The 23,151-nt window shown below is 71.5% G+C and carries 23 protein-coding genes; 15 read left to right on the top strand and 8 right to left on the bottom strand.

Annotated features, from left to right (window positions below):
• Positions 1 to 90 precede the first annotated feature (90 nt).
• On the bottom strand, positions 91 to 1,011 hold the full coding sequence (locus CJ022_RS11140) for a plasmid stabilization protein ParE (RefSeq protein WP_101926726.1): 921 nt from the start codon (positions 1,009 to 1,011) through the stop codon (positions 91 to 93).
• 315 nt (positions 1,012 to 1,326) lie between these two features.
• Here CJ022_RS11140 and CJ022_RS11135 point away from each other — a divergent pair, with 315 nt between their 5' ends.
• Positions 1,327 to 1,788 carry a hypothetical protein gene (locus tag CJ022_RS11135; protein WP_101926725.1) on the top strand — a complete coding sequence of 154 codons (462 nt, stop codon included), beginning with the start codon at positions 1,327 to 1,329 and terminating at the stop codon, positions 1,786 to 1,788.
• Positions 1,789 to 1,913: 125 nt separating this feature from the next.
• On the opposite strand, the gene CJ022_RS11130 is transcribed toward CJ022_RS11135, so the two are convergent.
• On the bottom strand, positions 1,914 to 2,351 hold the full coding sequence (locus tag CJ022_RS11130) for a DUF3597 family protein (protein WP_101926724.1): 438 nt from the start codon (positions 2,349 to 2,351) through the stop codon (positions 1,914 to 1,916).
• 171 nt (positions 2,352 to 2,522) lie between these two features.
• Between CJ022_RS11130 and CJ022_RS11125 the strand changes: the two genes are divergently transcribed.
• The 3 genes from CJ022_RS11125 to CJ022_RS11115 are packed head-to-tail and all read left to right on the top strand — an operon-like array spanning position 2,523 to position 4,575.
• The gene (locus tag CJ022_RS11125) at positions 2,523 to 3,164 is read left to right on the top strand and encodes a hypothetical protein (protein WP_143703940.1); all 642 of its coding nucleotides are present in this window, start codon (positions 2,523 to 2,525) and stop codon (positions 3,162 to 3,164) included.
• Between the two features lie 24 nt (positions 3,165 to 3,188).
• On the top strand, positions 3,189 to 4,265 hold the full coding sequence (locus CJ022_RS11120) for a phospholipase effector Tle1 domain-containing protein (RefSeq protein WP_101926722.1): 1,077 nt from the start codon (positions 3,189 to 3,191) through the stop codon (positions 4,263 to 4,265).
• Between the two features lie 4 nt (positions 4,266 to 4,269).
• The gene (locus tag CJ022_RS11115; protein ID WP_101926721.1) at positions 4,270 to 4,575 is read left to right on the top strand and encodes a hypothetical protein; all 306 of its coding nucleotides are present in this window, start codon (positions 4,270 to 4,272) and stop codon (positions 4,573 to 4,575) included.
• Between the two features lie 58 nt (positions 4,576 to 4,633).
• Here the strand turns inward: CJ022_RS11115 and CJ022_RS11110 are convergent, their stop codons facing one another.
• The 5 genes from CJ022_RS11110 to CJ022_RS11090 all read right to left on the bottom strand — a co-directional run bounded on the left by CJ022_RS11110 (position 4,634) and on the right by CJ022_RS11090 (position 9,923).
• The gene (locus tag CJ022_RS11110) at positions 4,634 to 5,641 is read right to left on the bottom strand and encodes an MBL fold metallo-hydrolase (RefSeq protein WP_101926720.1); all 1,008 of its coding nucleotides are present in this window, start codon (positions 5,639 to 5,641) and stop codon (positions 4,634 to 4,636) included.
• 106 nt (positions 5,642 to 5,747) lie between these two features.
• Entirely contained in the window at positions 5,748 to 6,761 is a 1,014-nt protein-coding gene (locus tag CJ022_RS11105; protein WP_101926719.1) for an aldo/keto reductase, read from the bottom strand.
• 294 nt (positions 6,762 to 7,055) lie between these two features.
• The gene (locus tag CJ022_RS11100) at positions 7,056 to 7,538 is read right to left on the bottom strand and encodes a hypothetical protein (RefSeq protein ID WP_101926718.1); all 483 of its coding nucleotides are present in this window, start codon (positions 7,536 to 7,538) and stop codon (positions 7,056 to 7,058) included.
• A gap of 328 nt (positions 7,539 to 7,866) precedes the next feature.
• A complete protein-coding gene (locus CJ022_RS11095) occupies positions 7,867 to 9,258 on the bottom strand; it encodes an ATP-binding protein (RefSeq protein ID WP_101926717.1) in 1,392 nt (463 codons plus the stop codon).
• A complete protein-coding gene (locus CJ022_RS11090; protein ID WP_101926716.1) occupies positions 9,258 to 9,923 on the bottom strand; it encodes a response regulator transcription factor in 666 nt (221 codons plus the stop codon). Before CJ022_RS11090 ends, CJ022_RS11095 begins: the two co-directional genes overlap by 1 nt.
• 529 nt (positions 9,924 to 10,452) lie before the next feature.
• On the opposite strand from CJ022_RS11090, the gene CJ022_RS11085 reads away from it, so the two are divergent.
• The 11 genes from CJ022_RS11085 to CJ022_RS11040 all read left to right on the top strand — a co-directional run bounded on the left by CJ022_RS11085 (position 10,453) and on the right by CJ022_RS11040 (position 21,820).
• Complete coding sequence (locus tag CJ022_RS11085) at positions 10,453 to 11,418, top strand: SDR family oxidoreductase (RefSeq protein ID WP_101926715.1); 966 nt, start codon at positions 10,453 to 10,455, stop codon at positions 11,416 to 11,418.
• Positions 11,419 to 11,942: 524 nt separating this feature from the next.
• Positions 11,943 to 13,025: an oxidoreductase gene (locus CJ022_RS11080; protein ID WP_101926714.1), complete on the top strand. Its 1,083-nt coding sequence runs from the start codon at positions 11,943 to 11,945 to the stop codon at positions 13,023 to 13,025.
• Positions 13,026 to 13,128: 103 nt separating this feature from the next.
• Positions 13,129 to 13,491 (top strand): hypothetical protein, encoded by a 363-nt coding sequence (locus CJ022_RS17260; RefSeq protein ID WP_199171518.1) that lies wholly within the window; start codon positions 13,129 to 13,131, stop codon positions 13,489 to 13,491.
• A complete protein-coding gene (locus CJ022_RS11075; RefSeq protein ID WP_199171516.1) occupies positions 13,461 to 14,450 on the top strand; it encodes an NTP/NDP exchange transporter in 990 nt (329 codons plus the stop codon). Before CJ022_RS17260 ends, CJ022_RS11075 begins: the two co-directional genes overlap by 31 nt.
• 73 nt (positions 14,451 to 14,523) lie before the next feature.
• Positions 14,524 to 15,309, top strand: coding sequence for a MipA/OmpV family protein (locus CJ022_RS11070; RefSeq protein WP_101926713.1), 786 nt, complete (start codon positions 14,524 to 14,526; stop codon positions 15,307 to 15,309).
• A 65-nt stretch (positions 15,310 to 15,374) separates the two neighbouring features.
• Positions 15,375 to 16,871, top strand: a complete 1,497-nt coding sequence (locus tag CJ022_RS11065; RefSeq protein WP_158238406.1) for a class I SAM-dependent methyltransferase — start codon at positions 15,375 to 15,377, stop codon at positions 16,869 to 16,871.
• 44 nt (positions 16,872 to 16,915) lie between these two features.
• On the top strand, positions 16,916 to 17,872 hold the full coding sequence (locus tag CJ022_RS11060) for a quinone oxidoreductase family protein (RefSeq protein ID WP_101926711.1): 957 nt from the start codon (positions 16,916 to 16,918) through the stop codon (positions 17,870 to 17,872).
• Positions 17,872 to 18,726 (top strand): DUF2306 domain-containing protein, encoded by an 855-nt coding sequence (locus CJ022_RS11055; protein ID WP_101926710.1) that lies wholly within the window; start codon positions 17,872 to 17,874, stop codon positions 18,724 to 18,726. Before CJ022_RS11060 ends, CJ022_RS11055 begins: the two co-directional genes overlap by 1 nt.
• Positions 18,727 to 18,788: 62 nt before the next feature.
• Complete coding sequence (locus CJ022_RS11050) at positions 18,789 to 19,781, top strand: alpha/beta hydrolase (RefSeq protein WP_143703939.1); 993 nt, start codon at positions 18,789 to 18,791, stop codon at positions 19,779 to 19,781.
• A 102-nt stretch (positions 19,782 to 19,883) separates the two neighbouring features.
• On the top strand, positions 19,884 to 20,966 hold the full coding sequence (locus tag CJ022_RS11045) for an SDR family oxidoreductase (protein ID WP_101926709.1): 1,083 nt from the start codon (positions 19,884 to 19,886) through the stop codon (positions 20,964 to 20,966).
• A gap of 65 nt (positions 20,967 to 21,031) precedes the next feature.
• Positions 21,032 to 21,820, top strand: coding sequence for an SDR family oxidoreductase (locus CJ022_RS11040; protein ID WP_101926708.1), 789 nt, complete (start codon positions 21,032 to 21,034; stop codon positions 21,818 to 21,820).
• 42 nt (positions 21,821 to 21,862) lie between these two features.
• Here the strand turns inward: CJ022_RS11040 and CJ022_RS11035 are convergent, their stop codons facing one another.
• Entirely contained in the window at positions 21,863 to 23,044 is a 1,182-nt protein-coding gene (locus CJ022_RS11035) for a glutathionylspermidine synthase family protein (RefSeq protein WP_101926707.1), read from the bottom strand.
• Between the last annotated feature and the right edge of the window lie 107 nt (positions 23,045 to 23,151).

Genomic DNA, 23,151 nt, shown 5'->3' with positions numbered 1-23,151 from the left:
GAATCGTGCGCGGCGTCGTCCGGGATGCAGGTAGCTGGCATCGTCGGTGGCGCGATCGTGCGATCAGGTGCAGATGCCCGGTGTCCGGCCTCAGCGGTACGGCCCCGGCCCACGCCACATCGGTTGGCCGCGCCGGTAGACCTCCTGCATGTTGATGACCTCGCGCGCGTCGCCGATCTTTTCCATCTCCGGCGAATACGGGTCGAGCAGGCGGCACTTGCCGGAGCCGCGGCGCAGCGCGACTTCCAGCGGACAGATCATGTATTCGCGGATGCCCGGCAGCGGCAGGTAGAGCTCGGTGATGCCCTCGTCGCGCCAGGCGCGCAGGCGGTCTTCGCTGCGCACCTCGTAGTAGACCTGGTAGCCGCCGATGTCCATCGACAGCTCGGACGTGGTGCCGTCGCGCCCGCGGCCGCGTACGACAGCCGAACTGTTGGCCATGCCGGCGTTGACCGGTGCGCGCGGTTCGGCCTGCATGCCCGGGGGCTGGCCCCAGGTGCGCGCGGGACGCGGCGTCGACGGCGGCGGCGGAGTCGGCACCGACGCCTGCGCGGTGACCTCCGGCGGCGACGATGGCGGCTCGGGCTCGGGTTCGTCGGGTTGCGGCGCTGGCGGCGGCGGGATCGCGGCGACGGGGTCGGCCGGATCGGCGACGTCGGGCGCGACGGGTTCGTCGGCGCGGTCGACCGTCGTCGCCTGCAGGCGCGAGGCGGCAGGTGCCGGTGCGGGCGCGTCGGGGCGGGGAGGGCGCGGCGTGCGCGGCGCGGTGCTGCGCGCCGGTGGGACATCGGTCGGCGGCGGCGATCCGGTGTCGTCGTCGATGAAGGTGACTTCCGTGCGGCTGCCGGCGTCGCCGCCCTGCGGCGTGGTGACGGTCACCGGCGGTCGCGACAGCACGAGCCACAGCAGCAGCAGATGCAGCAGCACGCAGAGGCTGCCGGCGATCCACGGCTGCAGGCGTTCGATCCGGGATCCGCTCTGGGGCGCCGCGCGGCGCTGGGTCGCGCTCATGCCGACGGCGGGGCGTCGGAGGGGTGGGCCTTCATGCGGATCGGCAGTGGGTGACGTGGGGACGCGGCATCGTAACGCGGCCGGGGACGGGTTCGTGGCGGGCGCGCAGCGTGAGCGGGGCGCGGGTCAGGTGCGGTTCGCGAAGACGCGCACGCGGCGGGTCACCGGCGCGTGGTCGTGAGCGCGGCGGTTGCGGCATCGCGCGATGCGTGTGGCATTTGCGGTCACCGGCTGCGCGCGTCATCCGCATTGGCCGCTTCGCGCCGCGCGCCGCGTCTGCTTTCCATGGCAGCAATCGAAACCGGGGACGCCACGATGCTTCGCACACTGTTCTGCGCCGTCACGCTGTGTCTGCTGCCGTGGCTGGCGTCGTGTACTGCCGAGACGTCGGTCCCCTCGACGAGCGCGCGACCTGCGCCGGCGCCTGCGGTCGCGTTGCCATCGGGCGAGCATCTCGTCTACATCGCCGGCTGCGTGAACTGCCACCACCAGACGCCGAAGACGATCATCGATGCGCCGCCGCTGGTCATCGCCAAGACCTACTCGTTGCCCGAATTCGCGACGCTGATGCGCAGCGGCGTGACCCGAGACGGCCGCGACATGTACGCGCAGGGCAGCCTGATGGGCGCGGTCGCGCGGCTGCAGTTCTCCCACCTGACGGACGCGGAGATCGCGGCGATCCACGGCTTTCTGCGCGACGACTGGACCGCGGCGCGCGCAGCAGCGGAAGAAGCGAAACTCGCCTCGCTGCCGCCGCCGACCGGGCATCACGAGTGACGCGTCGCCGCGTCGTACGGAACGCAGGGCTCCGAACGCAGAACGCCCCGGCCTGAGAGCCGGGGCGTTCGTCCGTGCATTGTCGTTCGCGACCGCCACGCGATGACGCGGCGCTCGCGCGCGGATCAGTCCTTCAGGTCGTCCGGCACCTTGCCGCCGTTCTCGGCGAGCTTGCGCATCACCGCCTTGTGCAGGGCGATGTTCTGCTCGGCGCTGCCGTGCGCGCCGGCGTCGACATCGAGTTCGGCGGCGAGTTCCTTGCGCGCGTCGAGGCTGGAGTCGAGGTCGAGCAGCTTCAGCAGATCGACGATCGAACGGCGCCAGTCGCTCGAACCGCCCTTGGCCTCGGCCATCTCGCGCAGCACGGCTTCGACATCGACGGGTTCGGCGGGCGTGGCCGGCGCGGCGGGCGCCGGGTTCAATGCGGGCGGAGACACCTTCGGGTCGCTGGCCTTGCCCTCGAAGATGACGGGCGCGGGCGTGCTGGCGGCCGGCGTGGGCGCCGGGGCGGCGGCGGGTTTACGACCGAAGATACGGTCGGCGATCTTGGAGAACAGGCCCATGCGGGACACTCCGGTGGAAGGGAGCCGCGATTCTGGGCGGGTGGACGGTAAAGCGGTATGAAGAGCGGACATGCAGGCGCCCGCCTGCCGGGTCCCCGCCTTGTCGATGACCCGCCCCGGGAGTACGGTCGTCGGGGGCAACCCGCCACAGCGCGGGATCCGGAGGCTGTCATGGATGATCGACCCGACGCGCGACCACAGGCCCGTCGTCAGGTCCGCCCCCTGGTGGTGGCCATGGTGGCGGCGACGATCGCAACAACGGGGTGCCAAGGCATGGCGGCAACGACACAGGACACGGGAAGCGAACGCGCTTCGCGCCCGGACAATACGGTGGCCGACTGGCCGCTGAAGTTCGTGCAGCATAGTTTTGGCGCCTTCTGCTATTCGGCGTATGGCTGCCAGGTGGAATACGGCGGGCGGCTGGTCCGATCGGATCCTGACGACGAACTCAAGCTGTCGTCGGACTCCCTGGGTGACCGCTACCCGCGCAATCTGGGTGCAGGATGGCTGGGCATCGCTAACTTCCCTGGACCCGCGCGGGTGCGGTGGCGTTCGAAGGACGGCGCCGCGCACGTCGCCGAGGTGGACATCGGCGGCATCTTCGATGACGGCCGGATCCGCCACGAGGTGCCACGTGAAGATATCCGCGAGGGTGTCTCGATCGGCAACCCGGAGATCGTGCTGGAGGTGAATTACCGTACGGTCAACGTCTACATGCGCTCGTTCATTCCGACGAAGGCGCTGCAGGACGCGGATAACCCGCATAGCGGTCATCGCGATGACGTGGTGCGGGTCTGGAGCAGGACGTACTGATTCCGCACGACACGGAGGTGCAGCATGGGTGGTGGACGGCATCCCGACGGCGTCGGGACACGATCTGCGACGGCGGAGCAACTTGCCACGTATGCGCATGCCGGCGAGCAGCTTGCGGCATTCGCCACGCCTGTCCTGGTCGAAGGGTCGCGTCCCGGCGACCGGCTGTTCATCGCCGCGTTCGATGGCACTGGCAACAGCATGCTGCGCGACGCCCCCGAGAACCACACCAACGTTGCGCATCTCCACGCGCAGGTACAGGCGCTGCGTGAGAAGGGCGTCGAGAACATCCGCAGCGGGTACGTCGAAGGCGTCGGGACGCAAGGGGGGATCGATGGCTTGCGCGACCAGATTTCAGGCCGTACCTACGAATCTCGCCTGGAGGACATGTACCTGCAGTTCGCGACGCAGTCTGCCCGCTGGATCCGCGAGAACCCCGATGTCGACATCCGCGTCGCCGTGGTGGGCTTCAGCCGCGGTGCCGAGCAGGCCGCGGGGTTTACGCGCATGGTGGAGGAGCGCGGGATCCGTGATCCCGAGGGTGCAGGGGTCCATCGAGGTCGCGACGGGTTGATCGACCGCGTTGACTACCAGGGCGCGCCGCTGCGCGAACCGGGCACCGTGGTGCAGGCGGCGGGCCTGTTCGACCCGGTCGGCACCGGCACGCCGCGCGACCACGACCGGCGGCTGGCGGCCTCGGTCGTCTCCGGGTTCCAGATCACCGCCGCCGACGAGCGTCGCAACCTGTTCCAGGGCACGCGCGTGCTCGACGCCGGGGCCACCGCGGACGGGCGCTTCCTGAACGTCACCGTTGCCGGCGCGCACAGCAACATCGGCGGCAGCTATTCGCTGGACGGGCTGTCGGTACGCAGCGGCAACCTGATGGTCGACTACCTCAACGCGCTCAGTGACCGTCCGTACCTAGACAAGCGCCCGGAGCCCGATGATCCGGCGCGCAACATGATCCACCGCTCGGAGGACCACCAGGCCTTTTTATCGCACGTCGATCTACGACCGCGCGGGCATCCGCGCGCACCAGGATCTGCTGGCGCCGGAAGCGCTGTGCCGCATCGACTGCCGCGACGCCGAACCGCGCAATGAGGCGATGGCCGCCGCGCTGTCATGGCGCCCGGTGCAGATCGGCCAAGTGCCCAACGGGCCCGACGATGCGCGCGCCCAGCCATCGGCAAAGGCCGGCAACCCGATGGTGCAGCGCCTGCTGGAAGCGGCACGCGATAACGATGGGGCCGACGTGGCGCGCCTAGTGCGCGAGCAGTTGCAGAGCGATGACGGCCAGGCTTGGCTGCGGCGCGGGCAGGCGCAGCTGCAGGAATCGATGGAGCACGAAGCGGCAATATCACTGCCGCCAGCGCCCGCGTCGCATTCCGCGCCGCAGGAACTGGTGCGCTGACGCGAGCAGGTTGCCTGCCTGAATCACGCGACGCCAACTCGTCGCCCGCGCGCCACGCTCAGGGATGCGCGTGCGCCGCGCTGTGGTCGTGCACGTGGGCGCCGCGCAGCGCGAGGGCGCGATAGGCGACGCGCTCGGAGGCGTCGAACGCGGCGGCGTCGCCCTGGCGCTCGCGTGGCGCCGTGCCGTCGAGCACCAGTTCGGCGCCGACGCCGGCGTACAGATAGCGCGCGCCGTACGCGGCCTGCAGCGCGGCGAAGGTGGCCTCGCCGGTGCAGTGGCCGGGTGCGATGTAGTCGATGGTGTAGGGCGCCAGCGCGGTGACCAGCGACTGGATCGCGGCATCGTCGGCGTTGACGTAATGGAAGCCGCCGATGACCAGGTGCAGGTGGGGATCGATCTTCGCCGCTTCGGCGACGATCGCCGGCAGCCCCGGATGCGAACAGCCGACGACCAGCAGCAGGCCCTGGTCGGTGCGGATGGCCAGCGAGAGTTCGCGCAGTTCGCGCGTGCCCGGCGCGTCGGACACCGCGGCGATCGCCCACACGCCCGGTGCGATTTCGGTGGTCTGCGCCAGCGGCTTGAAGTCGGCGCCCGGCCAGGCGCTGCCGAAGGTCATCGTCTCCGGCGGCGCGCCGTCGTAGTAGCGCATGCGCGCGGGCAACGACGGGTCCTTGCGGTAGAACGTCGACGGCAGCGACGAGCCGTAGATGCCGAAGCCTTCCTGCGGCGCGTGGATGGTGACGTCGGGATTGGCGGCCAGCACCGTCGCCAGGCCGGCCATGTGGTCGGCATGGCGATGCGACAGCACGACCGAATCGACCGTCGCGAGGTCGACGCCCTTGGCGGCGACGTTGCGCGCGAACACCCCGGCATCGTTGCCGGTGTCGAACAGGATGCGGCGGCCGTCGACTTCGATCAGTGCGGCGAAGCCCCAGTCCTTGTCCATCGTGGCGTCGTTGCCGAAGGCGTCGTAGAGCACGGTGATCTTCGGCGGCGCCGCGAGCGCCGGAGCGGTCAGCCCCAGCAGCAGGGCGGCGGTGGCGAGCAGGGCGGGGATGCGCATGCGACGGGCCTGGGGTGGTGTGACCCCGAGCGTAGACCCGGCGCATGCGCGGCGCATCGCGCCGCGTGCAACACAGTGGAACGACCCGTGGGCCGATCCTGGCGGCTCAGGCGTTGCCGGGCAGCGGCGCGTCCGGATGCACGAGCGTGGCCTCGCGCAGCTCGCGCCAGAAATCGATCGGCACGGTCTCGGCGAGCGCGGCGGTGTCTTCGGCGATGCGCTCCGGCCGGCTGGCGCCGGGGATCACCGCGGCGACCGCGGGGTCCGCGAGCGCGAACTGCAGGCCGGCCGCCTTCATGCCGACACCGTGGCGCTCGGCGATGGCCTTGATCCGCGCGACCTTGTCGAGAATCTGCGGCGTGGCCGGCGCGTATTCGAAGTTCGGCCCGCCGACCAGTGCGCCGGAGCTATACGGCCCGCCGACGACGATGCCCAGGCCCTGCGCGGCGACCTGCGGCATCACCCGCTGCAGCGCAATGGCGTGGTCGAGCAGGGTGTAGCGGCCGGCGAGCAGGAAGACGTCCGGACGCGGTTCGTCGAGCGCCAGCAGCAGCTCGATGGGTTCCACCCGGTTCACGCCCAGGCCCCAGGCCTGGATCACGCCTTCGTCGCGCAGCCGGTCGAGCGCGCGGAACGCGCCGGTGCGCGCGCTCTCGAACTGCCGCAGCCAGTCGTCGCCGTAGAAATCCTGGGCCACGTCGTGGACGAAGGCGATCTCGATGCGATCGGTCCGCAGCCGTTTCAGGCTGTCGTCGATCGAGCGCAGCGTGGCGTCGTGGGAGTAGTCGTTGACGACCTTGTTGGGACGGCCGTGCTTGAACACCTCGCCCTTCTCGCCCTGGTCGCGCGCGTCCACGTCTTCGACCTCGTCGAGCACCAGACGGCCGACCTTGGTGCTGATGACGTAGTCGCCGCGCGGCTTGCCGGCGAGCGCCTCACCGAGCCGCAGTTCGGCCAGGCCGGCGCCGTAGAACGGCGCCGTGTCGAAATAGCGGATGCCGTCGCGCCAGGCGGCATCCACCGTCGCCTGCGCTTCGGCATCGGGGATGTCGCGGAACATGTTGCCCAGCGGCGCGCTGCCGAAGCCGAGCGGGCTGGAAAAGAGATCGTGCACTGCCATCGGGACGTCCTCGTGTGGGGCGCGCGCAGAAGGCCGACCAGGCGCGCGGGCCGACCATTCTGGCTGCTGCGGCGTCGGCACGATGCTGCGCCCCCGGGACGGCGTGTACCGGGGGCTCCGGCGCGCCGACCCGCGCTGAACGTGGGACAGCGCCCAGTGGGTGACGCCGGTGGAAGGCGTGACAGCCCGAACGCGCGCGCCACGCGGCTGGGACACGCCCGAATCGCAGCCTGCGCCGCGAGCGGCGACGGCGAACAGGCCTAGGGTCAGGCGGATGCGACGCGAACGCGTGCCTTACGACCAGATCGCGCCGAGCTGGTTGATCGTGCCGAGGGCCAGGCCCTGGGTGGGCGTGGCCGGGGTCGACGGCGCTTCGGAGATGCAGGCGCCGACGCCCTGGTCCGCCTGCAAGCCGTCGAGCGCCGCGCGCGCGGCATCCGCGGCAGCCTGGGCCTGCTCCGCATAGCCGGCGGCGAAACCCGCCATGGCCTGGGTGCCGGCCGTCGGTGTCTGCTCGGCGATGTCGGCGAGCGCGGCGGCCGCGGCCTGGGCCTCGGCGGCGGCGGCTTCGGCGCGCGTGGTCGCGGCTTCGGCAGTGCAGACATCACCGCTGGCGGCCGCGTCGGTCGCGGTCTTCGAGGCGGCGGTGGCGTCGCTGGCGGCATCGCCTGCGGTATCGAGATCGTGCTGCGCGGCGGCTTCCGCTGCGGTGCCGCGTGCGTCGCTGGCGCTGCCGGCAGAATCGCTGCCGGACACGCCCGAGCTGCTGTCGGTCATCGGTCGAACTCCAGATCGGTGGGGGAACGCGCCGGCGCCGGAGCGCCTGCGTGTGGCCCGACCTTAATGCGCGGCCGCGCGCGCGACAGCTAGGGTCGGCCCTAGTGTCGAAGGCTCGCACGCGTCGAGAAACGGCTGTCACGCGGGGTACGCCGCAACGGGCGATGCATGCACGCGCGCCGCGCATGACGGCCGCGTAACATCGGTGATCCGGTCAACGCGGCTCGAGCGGATCCGGCGCAGGACCACGGCGCGCGTCGTGCGTCTGGCCAGCATGTCGCGCCGCGCGCCGACGCGTTCGCTGCCACGGGGCGCGTCGGTGTGGCGCCTAGGTGTCGGCCGCCCGGCGGCGGTGGACCGGCAAACGGATCTCGACGCCGAAGCCGCGGGCGTCGAGACCCACGCCGCAGCGCAGCTGGCCGCCATGCGAGGCGACGACGCGTTCGACCAGCGACAGGCCCATGCCGATGCCCTGGGCGCGATGCCCGTCGCCGGCGCGGTAGAAGCGCTCGAACACGTGCGCCTGCTCGGCTTCGGGGATGCCGGCGCCATCGTCTTCGACGCGCAACGTGGTCACCCGGTCGGGACCGACGCCTTCGACGCCGGTGCGCACCCGCACGCGCGTGCCCGCGCCGCCGTGGCGCAGCGCGTTGTCGATCAGGTTGCGCACGAGGATGCCGAGGTCGTCGATGTCGCCGTGCACCGGCGCGGGCCCGCCTTCGAGTTCGATCGACTGGCCGCCGCGCAGCGCGACCAGCTCGAACTCGTCGGCGACCATGCCGGCGACCATCGCCAGGTCGACATCCGTCGCACGCGCGGCGCTGCCGCCGGCGTCCACGCGCGCTGCGTCGAGCAGCTGCTGGGCCAGGCGCGAGGTGCGTTCGATGCCTGCGACCAGGCGGTCGAGCGCTTCGCGCGCTTCTTCGCCATCACCGGCGTGCTGCAGCACCTGGGCCTGGGCGAGCAGCGCGGCCAGCGGCGTGCGCAGTTCGTGCGCCGCTTCGCCGAGGAACTCGCGTTCGTGCTGCAGCGCCGAGTCCAGCCGCGCGAGCACGCGGTTGAACGACGTGACCAGCGGCGTGACCTCGGACGGAAGTCCGCGCTCGGGCAGCGGCGCGAGATCCAGCGGCGTGCGCGCGGTCAGCGATTCGCTCAGCCGTACCACCGGCCGCAGCGACCAGTGGATGACCAGCCAGATCGCCACGCCGATGCCGACCATCAACGACAGCGCGGCGAGCAGGGTGGGACCGCCCAGCCAGCGCAGCATTTCCGTGCGCATCGCCGATTGCGGCAGGCCGACCTGCACCTGCACGCGCGAGTCGGCGTCGCTGAGCGCGAACACGCGCCAGGGCTCGCCGTCGACCATGACATCGGAGAATCCGTCCGCGAACGCGGGCGCCATCGCATGCGCGGGCGCCGGCCGCGACGCCATCAGGCGTCGTTTTGCCCCGCGTTCCCAGACCTGGAAACCGAGCGCGGCGAACTTGCCTTCCGACGGTGCGGTTTCGCTGCCGAGCACGAACTGCTGCTGGCGTCCCGCGGTCGCGATGTCGGCCGGCAGCGACTGCAGCATCGTCTCGGCGACGCTGCGCAGCATGTTGTCCACTTCGCCGCCCTGGCGCTGCAGGACGTCGAGATAGACGACGGCAAAGCTGATGGCCCAGGTGGCCAGCAGCACGGCGGCCAGCGCGGCCAGCAGGCGGGTGCGTAACGCGCCCATCAGGTTTCGTCCCCGGCGCGGTAGCCGAAACCGTGCTCGGTCAGCACGATGCCGTCGCCGAGCTTGCGCCGCAGCTGGTGCACATAGACGGCGACGGTGTTGCTGCCGATCTCGCCGTCGTCGCCGTACAGGCGGTCCTGCAGCTGGTCGCGGCTGAGCACGCGGCCGCGCGCCTCGAACAGCGCCACCAGGATGCGGAACGCGCTGCCGCTGAGGCCGACGCGCGTGCCGCCGCGGGTCACGGAGCCCGCGCCCGGATCGATCTCGACATCGCGCCAGCGCAGCAGCGGCGTCACGCCGCCGCGGCTGCGGCGCAGCACCGCGCGCAGCCGCGCCAGCATCTCGTCGCGCTGGAACGGCTTGACGATGTAGTCGTCGGCGCCGGCATCGAGGCCGCGCACGCGGTCGCTCAGCTGGTCGCGCGCGGTGATGATGACGACCGGTGTCGCGTCGTAGCGGCCGCGCATCGTCTCCAGCACGTCGAGGCCCGAGCCCTGTGGCAGGCCGAGGTCGAGCAGCACCGCGGAGAAGCCGTGATCGACCAGCGCCGCACGCGCCGTCGCCACGTCCTTGCAGTGCACCACGCGCCAGCCTTCCTGGCCGAGCGCCGACGTGAGCGCCTGGCCGAGCATGTGGTCGTCTTCGACGAGCAGGATGGAATCCATAAACAGTCAGCAGCGTTCGGTGCGCGAGCGTGCGCCCATCGCATTAATAACGGATTAAACCGTACAAGCATGTCGACCGGGTCCCGCGCCCAAGCCAGGCGACGGAAATGCGACGCCGCCGGTGGCACATCGGCTCGCGGACCGACTGCGCCAAGCCGGGTGCCCTGTGCGCGTTCGCGTCGCCCCGTCGACAAGGCACCGCGCTACCGCGGCGGACGCCTGACGCGAGCGGACCAAGCAGACATGGCGCGGGGATCCGCATCCGGCGTGTGTGACCGCACGCAGGGTGGGTGCCGCGACCGCCATGGCTTAAAGATCGATTAATCACGCGGCCGCAAGTTGGCAACACTCCCCCAACGGCGTCGTGCTTCGCGGCGCCACACTCTCCAAGGCAGCGACCATGCAGACCTCGACAATTGCAATTCCCCGGCGTCAACGCACCACGCGGGTCGCCGTCTCGACCGGTCCAGGGCCAGGGTCGATGGACAAGGCGTGGAAGGCCGCCCTTGGTGTCGCGTCCCTATTCGTGATGTCGACGAGCGCCACCAATGCTTCACCTTCGCAAGTGCAGCCCAAACGCGACTGGACGCTTGCCGACATGCCATCGCAGCGGGGTCGCATCGTGCTGGTCACCGGCGGCACCAGTGGCATCGGTTACGAAAGCGCCAAGGCGCTGGCGGCTGCCGGTGCCCAGGTCGTCATCGCAGCACGCGATCCGAAACGCGGCGCGGCGGCGATCGCGGAGATCCGACAGGTCACGCCGACCGCGGACGTGCGGTTCGAAGCCCTCGACCTCGCAGACCTCGCATCGGTGCGTGCATTCGGTCAACGCATCCAGCGCACGCTGCCGCGTCTCGACGTGTTGATCAACAATGCCGGCCTGATGGAGCCGCCGACGCGCGGCGTCTCGGCCGATGGCTTCGAGATCCAGTTCGCAGTCAACTATCTGGGGCATTTCGCCCTGACGTCGGCGTTGCTGCCGTTGCTGCGTCAGGCCGATGCGCCGCGTGTCGTCACCCTGTCGAGCATCGCCGCACGCGGCGGGTCGCTGCACTTCGACGATCTGCAGTTCAAGACGCGTTACGACGCCCGCAAGGCCTACAGCCAGTCCAAGCTGGCGTGCCTGATGTTCGCCTTCGAACTGCAGCGTCGCAGCGATGCCGCGGGCTGGGGCATTCAAAGCATGGCGTCGCATCCGGGCGTGTCGCGCACCGATCTGCTGGTCCATCACGGAGGGGCAAACGGCTTCGCGCGCCGCCAGTTCGCGTTCCTGTTCCAGCCGGCGATGCAGGGCGCGTTGTCGCCGCTGTACGCCGCCACCGCAGAGGCGGCCCAGGGCGGCGCGTACTACGGACCGACCCGTCTGATGGAGACGCGTGGCGCCGTGGGCATCGCCAAAGTGCCGGACGCCGCACGCGATACCGACGACGCGGCCCATCTGTGGACGATCAGCGAGTCGCTCGCCCGGGTCCGGTTCGCGACCGCGGCGCGCTGACCGCGACCCGCTGCGCCGGCAGCGCTGCTGCCGGCGTCTTCGCCATGCAGCTCGCCTCGCGGGCACGCCTGCGTCCGGGCTCGTTTCTGCGCGCACCGCGCTGACGCCAGCTCTGCGGATCGCATCCACTGCAGACCTGGCGCAGCTTGCATTGCGTCTTGCTGTCCTGCGTACCCGCCGCGCGGCGAGCTGCGATCCACGCGCGACGCATTGGCATTGCGCGTCGTTCAAGAATCCTCTGACTCTGTGTGGCACCGCGCTGGTGATGCCTCTGATGAAGCCGACTTTCTGATGGGCGACGTCGCGCGCGATGCAGGACGCGTTGCGATGACGCAGTGCTTTCCCCGTCGCCCGACACCGGCATGCATCGCCTCGTGCGATGACGCCGCGCGAATCACATCAGAAAAAAAAATAGGCATCGCCTTAAACATCGATTAATCGCGCTGTCGCAACGTGGCATCTACACCCGCAACCACGCGCCGCCGATGCGACGCGCCACGTCCTACTCCCCAGGGCTATCGATCATGGATAACGCGACGACACTTCTCTCTCCCCGACGCGAACGCGGCAGCCTCGTGGAGGCCGCCCCGGCACGCCGGCCGCTGCACGCGATCTGGAAGGCCTGCACCGCCGCCGCTTCGCTGCTGGTGCTGTCGGCCTGCGCGATCGGCAATCCGGCGACGGCGGGACAGCCCGATCCGGACTGGAGCCTCGGCGACATGCCGTCGCAGAGCGGCCGCGTGGTGCTCGTCACCGGCGGCAGCAGCGGCATCGGCTACGAGAGCGCGAAGGCGCTGGCGGCGTCGGGCGCGCAGGTCATCATCGCGTCGCGCGACGCCAAGCGCGGCGCCGAGGCGATCGCGAGCATCCGCGAGGCGACGCCGGGCGCCGACGTGCGGTTCGAACCGCTGGATCTCGCCGAGCTCGCGTCGGTGCGCGCACTGGGCGATCGCCTCAATGCGACGCTGCCGCGACTCGATACGCTGATCAACAACGCCGGCATCATGGAACCGCCGCAGCGCGGCGTGTCGCCGGACGGGTTCGAGATGCAGTTCGCGGTCAACTACCTCGGACATTTCGCGCTGACCGAAGCTCTGCTGCCGCTGCTGCAGCAATCGGACGCGCCGCGCGTGGTCACCCAGTCCAGCATCGCCGCCCGGCTCGGCGCGCTGCACTTCGACGATCTGCAATTCGCGCGCGCCTACGATCCCGGCGACGCCTACCAGCAATCGAAGCTGGCCTGCCTGATGTTCGCGCGCGAACTGCAGCGCAACAGCGATGCCGCCGGCTGGGGTCTGACCAGCATCGCCTCGCACCCCGGCGTGTCGCGCACCAACCTGCAGGCGAACAACGGCCCGGTGCGGCGCGCGCTGGGACGCGTGATCCTGCAGGACGCGTCGCGTGGCGCCTTGCCGACGCTGTATGCCGCGACCGCGCCGGACGCGCAGGGCGGCGCCTATTACGGCCCGACCGGCTTCATGGAAATGCGCGGCCCGCTCGGCTTCGCCGCGCTGCCCGATGCCGCGGCGGACGCCGACGCGTCGACCCGCCTGTGGGAAATCAGCGAAACGCTGACCGGCGCGCAGTTCCCGGACATCGGTCCCTGACGCCTGCGGTCGCGCCGTCGGGCGCGCCGCCGCGACACCCGCTGTCCTCCATTCCCGTTGCGGGCGCCTGCGTGCCCGTCGTCAGCCCCCTGCGAGCCGGACCATGACTTCAGCCCCCCGTCGACCGCGTGCCCTGCAGACCCTGCTCAACCTCCGCCGCGAGGAAGTGCGGCCGGTGCTGATCGCGGCCGTGTTCTTCTTCTTCGTGCTGACCGCGTTGATGCTGCTGCGGCCGGCGCGCGATGCGCTCGGCATGGAGCGCGGCATCGAGAGCATCCGCTGGCTGTTCATCGGCACCGCGGTCGCGACGCTCGCGGTCAATCCGCTGTTCGGCTGGCTGGTCAGCCGCCTGCGGCGCCTGCAGTTCATCGGCGCGACCTACGGCTTCTTCGTGCTGAGCCGGTGGTCGGGCAGGCGAGCGGCCAGGTGTTCTACGTGTGGTTCAGCGTCTTCAACCTGTTCGTGACGATGGTGTTCTGGGCGCTGCTGGCCGACCGCTTTACCCGCGAGCAGGCCGGGCGCGTGTTCGCGCTGATCTCGATCGGCGGCACGCTCGGCGCGATCTTCGGGCCGTGGCTGACCTCGCAGCTGGCGCGTCCGCTGGGCACGCCCAGCCTGCTGCTGGTCGCGGGCGGCTTCCTGCTGCTGGCGCTGGCGATGGCCTGGCTGCTGGTGCGCGTGGCGCCGGATCGCAACGGCGCCACCGCACCGGCCAACGCGACCGGCGTGCCGCCGGAGACCGCGCGCATCGGCGGCAGCGCGTGGGCCGGCCTGCGCGCGGTGTTCCGCTCGCCGTACCTGGCGGGCATCGCCGGCTACATCGTGCTGATGACCGTGGTCGCGACGCTGATCTATTTCACCCGCCTGCAGATGGTCGCCGGCATCGCCGACGACATGGACGCGCGCGCCGCGTTGCTCGGCAGCATCGACATGTGGACCCAGATCGCGGTGCTGGTGCTGCAGCTGACGCTGACCGGCAAGCTCATCCAGCGTTTCGGCCTCGGCGTCGCCCTGGCGATCCTGCCCGTGGCCACGGCGCTCGGTTTCATCGGACTGGCGATCTACGGCTCGTTCGTGGTGCTGATCCTGCTGGAAGCCACCAACCGCGCCGTGCAGCGCGGCATCACCCGGCCCGCGCGCGAAGTGCTGTTCACCGTCGTCAGCCGCGAAGACAAATACAAGGCCAAGGCCTTCGTCGACACCTTCATGTACCGCGCCGGCGATGTCGTCGGCGCCCAGGCCGAAGGCGTGCTCGGCCGGCTCGGCATGGCGATGGGCGGGCTGGTCGGCGTGGTGCTGCCGCTCGCGCTGGTGTGGGCCGCGCTGGGACTGTGGCTCGGCCGCGAGCAGGCCCGCCGCACGCCGCACACGCAACGCCCGGCCGCGTCGCCGACCGCGCGCCACGACGTGGCCGTGCGCCCCTGACCGCCCGCGCCGCATGCGGCAGGCGCGGCTGCGTCCTGCCTTTCCTCCGATTCCTTCTCTCGAGACCGTTCCCATGATCCTGCGCCCGCTCGCAACGCTCGCCCTCCTGGCCTGCCCGGCCCTCGCCTTCGCCCAGGCGGCCGCGCCGCCGTCCGACGTCTGGTCCGTCGGCGTCGCCGCCGTCGCGATCGACAGTCCGTATGCCGGCGAAGGCACCCGCGTCCGGCCCGTGCCGCTGCTGCGCTACGAAGGCGAGCGCCTGTTCTTCGAGGGTGCGTCGGGTGGCGTGCACCTGGTCGAGTCGGGCGGCTTCTCGCTCGATGCGCTGTTGTCGGCGCGCCTCGACGGCTTCGACATCGACGACCTCGGCCGCGCCGAACTGCTGGCCAACGGCGTGGACGCGGACCTGCTGCGCGATCGCGACGACGGTCTCGACGCCGGCCTGCGCGCGAGTTTCGGCGCGGACTGGGGCGCGGTCTCGCTGGAAGGCCTGCACGACATCTCGGGTGCGAGCGAGGGCTACGAGATCGCCCTCGACTACCGCTACACCTGGCAGTTCCAGGGCGCGGCGCTGACCGCTAGCGCCGGTGCGAGCTGGCTGTCGGCCGATCTCGCGGGCTACTACTTCGGCACGCTCGACGAGGAAGTCGCGCGCGGCGTCGTGGCGTATGCGCCCGGCTCGACGGTGCTGCCGCGCACCGGCCTGACGCTGTCGCGCCCGATCGGCGCGACGCGCTGGGTGCTGCTCGGCGCGGTCGAGTACCAGTTCCTGTCGAGCGAACTGCGCGACAGCCCGCTGCTGGATCCGGACCGCAACGGCGCCGCGCGCGTCGTGCTGGGCCTGAGCCGGCGCTTCTGAACCGGCCGATCACCGCGATGCACGCGCATCCGTTTTCATCTCCCGCTTCCCGAGGGCAGGCTTCCATGCACGTTTCCCATCGCGATGACGCCGGCGTCGACAGGACGCACGGTTACTGCAAGCACCTCGCGCCGTCCGAGCTGCGCCTGGCCGCGCTGACCGCCGGTTTCGCACCGGCGCCGCGCGAGGATTTCCGCTACCTCGAACTCGGTTTCGGCCACGGCGTTTCGGTCGGGTTCCACGCGGCGGCGACCGACGGCACCTACTGGGGCACGGACGCCAATCCCGCGCATGCGGCGCGTGCGCGGTCGCTGGCCGCGGCATCGGGCGCGCGCACCCATCTGTCCGACGATTCGTTCTGGGAATTCGCCGTCCGCCGCGATCTGCCGGAGTTCGATTACATCGCGCTGCACGGCGTGTGGAGCTGGATCTCCGACGAGAACCGCGACGTCATCGTCGATCTGATCCGCCGCAAGCTGGCGCCCGGGGGCATCGCCTACCTCAGCTACGACACCTCGCCCGGCTGCGCACCGGATGTGCCGGTGCGCCAGCTGCTGTCGCTGTTCACCGGACGCGGCGCCGATGCCGACGCCCTGCAGTGCGCGTCCGACGTGCTGCAGGCCCGCGACGGCGACGGCGACGGCCATGCGGCGATGTCGCGGCATCTCGACGCACTCGGTGCGCTCGATGGCCGCGACCGCGTGCAGGCCTCCGGCAGCGCCGACTGGACGATGGCCACGTTCTCCGAGACCGCGGCCCGGCTCGGCGGCGCGCGGCTGACCTTCGCCGGCTCGACGCGGCTGCTCGACAACGTCGAGTCCTTCCGCCTCACGCCGGACAAGCGCCGTCTGCTGGACCGCATCGACGACCGCCTGCTGCGCGAGACCGCCAAGGATTTCCTGACCAATGCGCGTGGCCGCAGCGACGTCTACGTCAAGGGCGGGCGGCCGATGGCGGACGAGGAACTCAGCGCGCACTGGGCCGGCCAGCGCTTCGTGCTGACCACGCACGTCAGCGAACTGCCGCGACACGTGGTGCTGCCGCCCGGCACGATCCGCCTCGACGACCGTGTGCCCGGCGAGGTCGTCGCCGCGCTGGCGGAAGACGGATACGCGCCGCGGACCATTGCCGCGCTGTGCGCGCATCCGCGGCTCGGCACCGCGAGCGTCGACGAGGTCATCGCGGCGTTGCTGCTGCTCGCCGGCACCGGCCACGCCAGCCTCGCGCAGACGCCGTCGACCGAGGTCGTGGCCCGCTGCGATCGCCTCAACCGCCACGTCTGCGAACGCGCGCGCGTCGACGACGCCGTCGAATACCTCGCCTCGCCGGTGACCGGCGGCGCGATCCACGTCTCGCGCATCGGCCTGCTGTTCCTCGATGCCGTCCACCAGGGCCGCGACACCGTGCAGGGCCTGACCCGTTACCTGCGCACCTTCCTGCAGCCCGGCGACACGGTGCGACGCGACCGCCTGCCGGGCGACGCCCGCACCGCGTTCGAGCCGATGGCCGTGCGCTTCCTCACCTCGACGCTGCCGATGCTGCGCGCCCTGCAGGCCGCCTGAGCGCACCGCCGGCCCCGCCGTCCGACCCTTCTCCCGGAAATGCCATGAAAGCCGCCGTCGTCCAACGTTTCGATGCCCCGCCGGTCTATGCCGACTTCGACGACCCCGTCGCGGGCGCCGGCGAGACGGTGGTGCAGGTCCATGCCGCACCGCTGAGTCCGATCGTCCGCGCGCTCGCCGCGGGCCGGCATTACACGAGCCAGGCCAGCACCGGCTTCATTGCCGGCGTGGACGGCGTCGGCACCGCTCCCGATGGCCGGCGGGTCTATTTCCTGTTTCCCCGCGCGCCGTTCGGCAGCATGGCCGAACGCACGCTGGTGGCGAACGCGATGCTGGTCGACGTGCCCGACGCGCTGTCGGACGCGCGCGCCGCGGCGGTCGCGACCGGCGGCCTGGCGTCGTGGGTCGCACTGACGCGGCGTGCGCCGATCCAGCCGGGCGCGACCGTGCTCGTCAACGGTGCGACCGGCGCCGCGGGTCGCATGGCGATCCAGATCGCGCCGCATTTCGGCGCGGACCGGATCGTCGCGGTCGGCCGCAACGTCGAGCGCCTGGGCGAACTCGACGTGGCGTCGGCGATCGCGCTCGACACCGCGGCCGACGCCGCGTTGCGCGCGGAATTCGATCGCGGCGTCGATGTCGTGCTGGATTTCCTGTGGGGCGCGCCGGGCCGCCGGGTCATCGCCGCCGCCGCCCAGACGCGCGGTGGACGCGGCGGCGAACCGCGCGTGCGCTACGTGCAGCTGGGCACCGCGGCCGGCGAGGAGGTCCCGCTGCGCGGCGATGCGCTGCGCGGCTCGGGCCTGGAACTGCTGGGCAGCGGCATCGGCAGCGTCGCGATGGCCGAGCTGCTGGCGGGTGCACGTGAGCTGCTGGCCGAGGCGCCGCACGCCGGCTTCCACATGCCGGTGGCCACGCTGCCGCTGTCGGCCGTCGCCGAGGCCTGGGCCGGACCGGGCGATGTCCGCTATCTGCTGGCGCCGACGGCCCGCGCCGCGTGATGGACGCGCCGGCAAGCAGCGCCTTCGCACCGGTCGTGCCCGAGCGCCGGCTCGACACCGGCCTGCGCTGGAGTGCGCGGCTGCTCGTCGCGACGAGCTGGATCGGCGGCGCGGTGTTCGCGGCCTACATCGTGGTGTTCTTCGGCGGCGCGGCGCTGGGCGGCGATGCACAACGCTGGAACGCGTCGCTGCCCGGGCTCTTCGATGCGGCCACGCCGCTGGCGGCGCTCGCGATCGGCGCGCATTTCCTTGCCGGCGCCGTGCTGCTGCTGCTCGGTCCGGTGCAGCTGATCGGCCGGGTGCGCCGCCGGATGCCGGCGCTGCATCGCGGGCTCGGGCGGGTCTACGTGGTCGCCGCCGGTCTCGCCGGTGTGGGCGGGCTGGGGTTCATCGTCGCCCGCGGCACGATCGGCGGCGCGGTGATGGACATCGGCTTCGGTCTCTACGGCGTGCTGATGGTGCTGTGCGCGTCGCTGGCGTTCGTGCATGCGCGCGCCGGGCGTTTCGAGCGGCATCGCGCGTGGGCAATCCGCCTGTTCGCGCTGACCGTCGGGTCCTGGCTCTACCGCATGGAGTACGGCGCGTGGTTCCTGCTGACCGGCGGACTCGGCGTCGGCCCGGCGTTCACCGGGGGGTTCGACCAGGTCATGGCGTTCTTCTTCTATCTGCCCAACCTCGTCATCGCCGAACTGTGCATCCGCGCGCGCCAGCGCGTGCGCGGCGCGTTCGCGGCGCTGGCGTCGACGGCGACCCTGGTCGTCGCGAGCGGCATCGTCGTCGTCGTGACGGCCGCCTTCGCCCGCGGCGCCTGGGGACACCGCGTCAGCAGCGGCCTGCAGGCGCTGACGTCGTGAGCCCCACCGCCGATGCCGCACGCGACGACGCGTGCAGCGCCCCTCTTCGCCAGGACACCGCCGTGAAACACGCCATCGACTTCCGCAACCGCGACATTCCCATCGCCGGCCTGCTGTACCTGCCCGACGGCTTCGACGCGGCGGCGTCGTACGCCGCGCTGGTCATTGCGACGCCGGGCAGCAGCGTCAAGGAACAGATCGGCGCGATCTACGCGGCGAAACTCGCGGCGCAGGGCTTCGTCGTGCTGACCTTCGATCCCTCGTGCCAGGGCGAAAGCGGCGGCAAACCGCGCGATCTGGAAGATCCGGCGCTGCGCGTCGAAGACCTGCGCTGCGCCGTCGATTGCCTGGTGACGCTGCCCTACGTCGACGAGACGCGCCTGGGCGTGCTCGGCATCTGCGCCGGCGGCGGCTACGCGATCGCCGCGGCGTTGACCGAGCATCGCTTCCGCGCCGTCGGCACGGTGGTGGCCTCGGACATCGGCCGGTCGTTCCGGCGCATGCAGTCGCGCGAGGCGCTGCTGCAGACGCTCGCGGACGTCGGCCGGCAGCGCACGGCCGAAGCGCGCGGTCGTGCGCCGCGTCGCGACCCGTGGATTCCCGACCGCCTCGCCGAAGCGCATGCGGCCGGTGTCGACGATCCCGACGTCCTCGCCGCGGTCGCGTTCTATCGCGAGCCGCCGCACCGCCATCCCAATGCGCACAACCGTCTGCTGTTCACGAGCTTCGGTGCCGTGCTCGGCTTCGACGGTTTCCATCTCGTGCCCGAACTGCTGGTCCAGCCGCTGCAGGTCGTCGTCGGTGGCCGCCGCGGCAGCACCGGCCAGTACGAGGCGGGGCAGACCCTGTTCGAGCTGGCGCCGAACCCGGCGAACGGGTTCTGCGTCGTCGACGGCGCCGGGCATTACGACCTCTACCACGTGCCCGCCTACGTCGATGCGGCGATCGCGACGCTGGCGCCGTTCTACGCGGCGCATCTGGGCGACCGTCGCCGCGACGCGCCACCCGGCGGCACGGTGGCGTCGCCCGGCCCGCCGCTCGATGCCGGCGACTGACCCGGCCCCAACGTCGCGCACGCCTGCGCACAGCGTCCTCCGCACCTCCGGGTGCGTCCCTGCGGTACCCGCGTTTTCCCTCCCCCACGACAGGTGCAGACCATGTTCGAGATCTCCGTTTCCCGCCAACGCCCCGGCCCGTTCCCGCCGGCCTTGCTCGTCGCCGACGCATCGCTCCGTCGCCCGCAACCCCGCCAGCTCGTCGCCGTGGGCATCCTGCTCGGCGGCGTCCTCGCGGCTGCCACGGCACTGGCGCAGACCACGCCGCAGCCCGACTGGGACGAGGGCGACATTCCCGACCAGGCCGGGCGCATCGCCGTCGTCACCGGCGGTACCAGCGGCATGGGCTTCGAGGATGCCCGTGCGCTGGCCGCGGCCGGCGCGCAGGTGGTGATCGCGGCGCGCAATCCGCAGCGCGGCCAGGACGCCATCGCGCGGATCCGCGCCGACGTGCCCGATGCCCGCGTGCAGTTCGAAGCCGTGGACCTGGCCGATCTCGCATCGGTCCGCGCCCTGGGCCAGCGGCTCGGTGCCGCGTTGCCGCGGATCGACATCCTGATCAACAACGCCGCGATCATGGCGCCGCCCGAGCGCGGCACGTCGGCCGACGGGTTCGAGCTGCAGTTTGCGACCAACTACGCCGGTCACTTCGTGCTCACCGCCGAACTGCTGCCGTTGCTGCGCAGGAGCGATGCGCCGCGCGTCGTCACGTTGTCGAGCATCGCGATCCACCGCGGCGGCATCAACTTCGACGACCTGCAATCCACGCAGGCCTACGAGCCGATGGCGGCCTACGCCCAGTCGAAGACCGCCTGCCTGATGTTCGCGCTGGAACTGCAGCGTCGCAGCGACGCGGCGGGCTGGGGCCTCCAGAGCATGGCCGCCCATCCCGGCGTCGCGGTCACCGAACTGGTCGCACGCGGCCCGGGCCTGGAGAGCGACCAGGGCCGGCAGTGGTCGGCCATGCGCGAGCACCTGCAGACCGCGGCGCAGGGCGCGGTGCCGACGCTGTACGCGGCCACGGCGCCCGAGGCCCGGGGCGGCACCTACTACGGCCCGACCGCCCAGAACGAGACCAGCGGCCCGCTCGGCCTGGCCACGATCCCGGCCGGCGCCAGCGACGCCGCCGCGGCGAGCCGGCTCTGGACCCTGACCGAAGAGCTGACCGGCACGCGCTTCCGCTGAGCCGTGTCCGGCGACCCCACCGGCCGGGCGTCCACGGGCGCCCGGCCCTTCCACGAGGACACGCAATGAGAATGTCAGGCCACACCATCCTGATCACCGGCGGGACGTCCGGGATCGGGCGCGAGCTCGCCAGACAACTGGCCGAATACGACAACACCGTCATCGTCACCGGCCGCGATCCGGCGCGCCTGGACGCGGCCCGCGCCGCAGGCCTGCACGCGCTGCACGTCGACATCGACGATCCGGCCGCAGTGCAGGCCCTGCACCAGCGGGTGATCCGCACGTTTCCGGACCTCGACCTGCTGATCAACTCGGCCGGCATCCTGCGGACCATCGACCTGCAGCAGGGCGCGCCGTCGCTGCCCGAACTCACGCGCGAGGTGCAGACCAACCTCAACGGCACGATCTGGATGAACGCCCTGTTCCTGCCGCAGCTGCTGCGCCACAGGCAGGCGGCGATCGTCAACGTGTCGTCGGCGCTGGCCTTCCTGCCGCTGCCGACGTGTCCGGTCTACTGCGCGACCAAGGCGGCGATCCATTCCTACACGCAGTCGCTGCGCCTGCAGTTGCGGGGCACCGGCGTCCAGGTGTTCGAACTGGCGCCGCCGGCCACCGACACGCCGCTGCATCGCGGCCTGCGCGCCGGGACGACGCGCGACGCCAGCCCGATGAGCGTCGCGGTGCTGGCGACGCATGCGATCGAAGGCATGCAGGGCGACCGGCTGGAAATCCGTCCGGGCTCGGCCAGCACGCTCAGATTCCTGAGCCGGCTCGCGCCCGATCTGGCGCTGCATCTGATGGGCCGGTCGATGCGCCGGCAGCAGGCGCAGCGCAGGCTGGAAGCCATGGGCTAGCGAATCGGCGCACGCGCGCGGCACGCGGCGCATCCTCCCCCGTCAGGCGTAGAACACGCCCGGCGCGCCGTCCTCGACGATCGCGTGCGGCACGAAGCGCGCGGTGTCGCGGGTGATCGGGGACGCGTCTTCGCGGATGCCGATGCCGCTGGCGGCGTCGCCGACGATCCAGCTGCCGACCATCGGGAAGTTGCCGTCGTACTGCGGCAGCGGATGCAGGGCCTGGCGGATGCAGGGGCCGGTGTAGGGGCCGTCGCTCTCGATCAGGCGCCCGTCGTCCAGGCGCATCGCGACATTGGCGCCTTCGCGCGAATGCAGCGGCTTGCGCACCCAGCCCGGCGGCAGCGCACCGCCGTCGTCGAACTCGGCGGCCAGCAGGTTGGGGTGCCCGCGGTGGCGTTCCCACAGCAGCGGCAGCACGCCCTTGTTGCTGAGCAGCGCCTTCCACGGCGGTTCGAGCAGGCGCAGGCCCGAATCCGGCAGCGCGCGGCCGAAGTCGTCCTCGAACAGGTCTTCGAGCGGATACAGCTTGAACAGCGAGCCGATGACGATGTCGCCGGGATCGGTGTAGCGGCCGTCGTCCGACAGGCCGATGTCCTCCAGCGCGACGGCGGCGCCATGCAGCTGCGCCTGCGCCGCGCAATCGCGCAGGTACTCGACCGTGCCCTGGTCTTCCTCCGATTCGCGCATCGCCGCGAACACCAGCGGCGGCGGCAGCTGCGGCGACAGCGCAGCGAAGCGGTCGACCAGCGCTTCGTGGATCGCGTTGAACTGGTCGGCCGAGGCCGGCAGCCGACCGGCGTCGCGCTGGTCTTCCAGCCACTGCCACTGGAAGAACGCGGCCTCGAACAGCGAGGTCGGCGTGTCGTAGTTGAGTTCGTAGAGCTTGGCCGGGCCGTGGCCGTCGTAGGCGAAATCCAGGCGCCCGTAGAGATGGCCGTCGCGGCGGCGCCAGCTCTCGGCGATCCAGTCGCGGAAGGGCTCGGGAATCGCCAGCCGCTGCATCAGCGCCTCGCTGCCGGCGATCTCGTCGACCAGCGCCAGCGCCATCTGGTGCAGCTCGGCGCTCGGGTCCTCGAGATCGTGTTCGATCTGGCGCAGGGTGAACGCGTAGTACGCGCGTTCGTCCCAGTAGCGCTCACCCTCGATGGTGTGGAAGCGGAAGCCGCTGTCGGCGGCGCGCGCGCGCCAGTCGCCGCGCTCGACGATCGGGACGCGACGCATCAGCCGCCGGCGCTGGCGCGGCTGCGGCCCGAGGCGCCGAAGCCGCCGCGGTTGACCGTGGTCGCGCGGTCGGGCGTCGCCGTGACCGGCGTCAGGCCGGCGCGGCC

The organism is Luteimonas rhizosphaerae, assembly GCF_002849595.1.
Classification (GTDB): Bacteria; Pseudomonadota; Gammaproteobacteria; order Xanthomonadales; family Xanthomonadaceae; genus Luteimonas; species Luteimonas cellulosilyticus.
The sequence above is the reverse complement of the archived record's forward strand: the minus strand, read 5'-3'. Positions and strand labels throughout refer to the sequence as shown.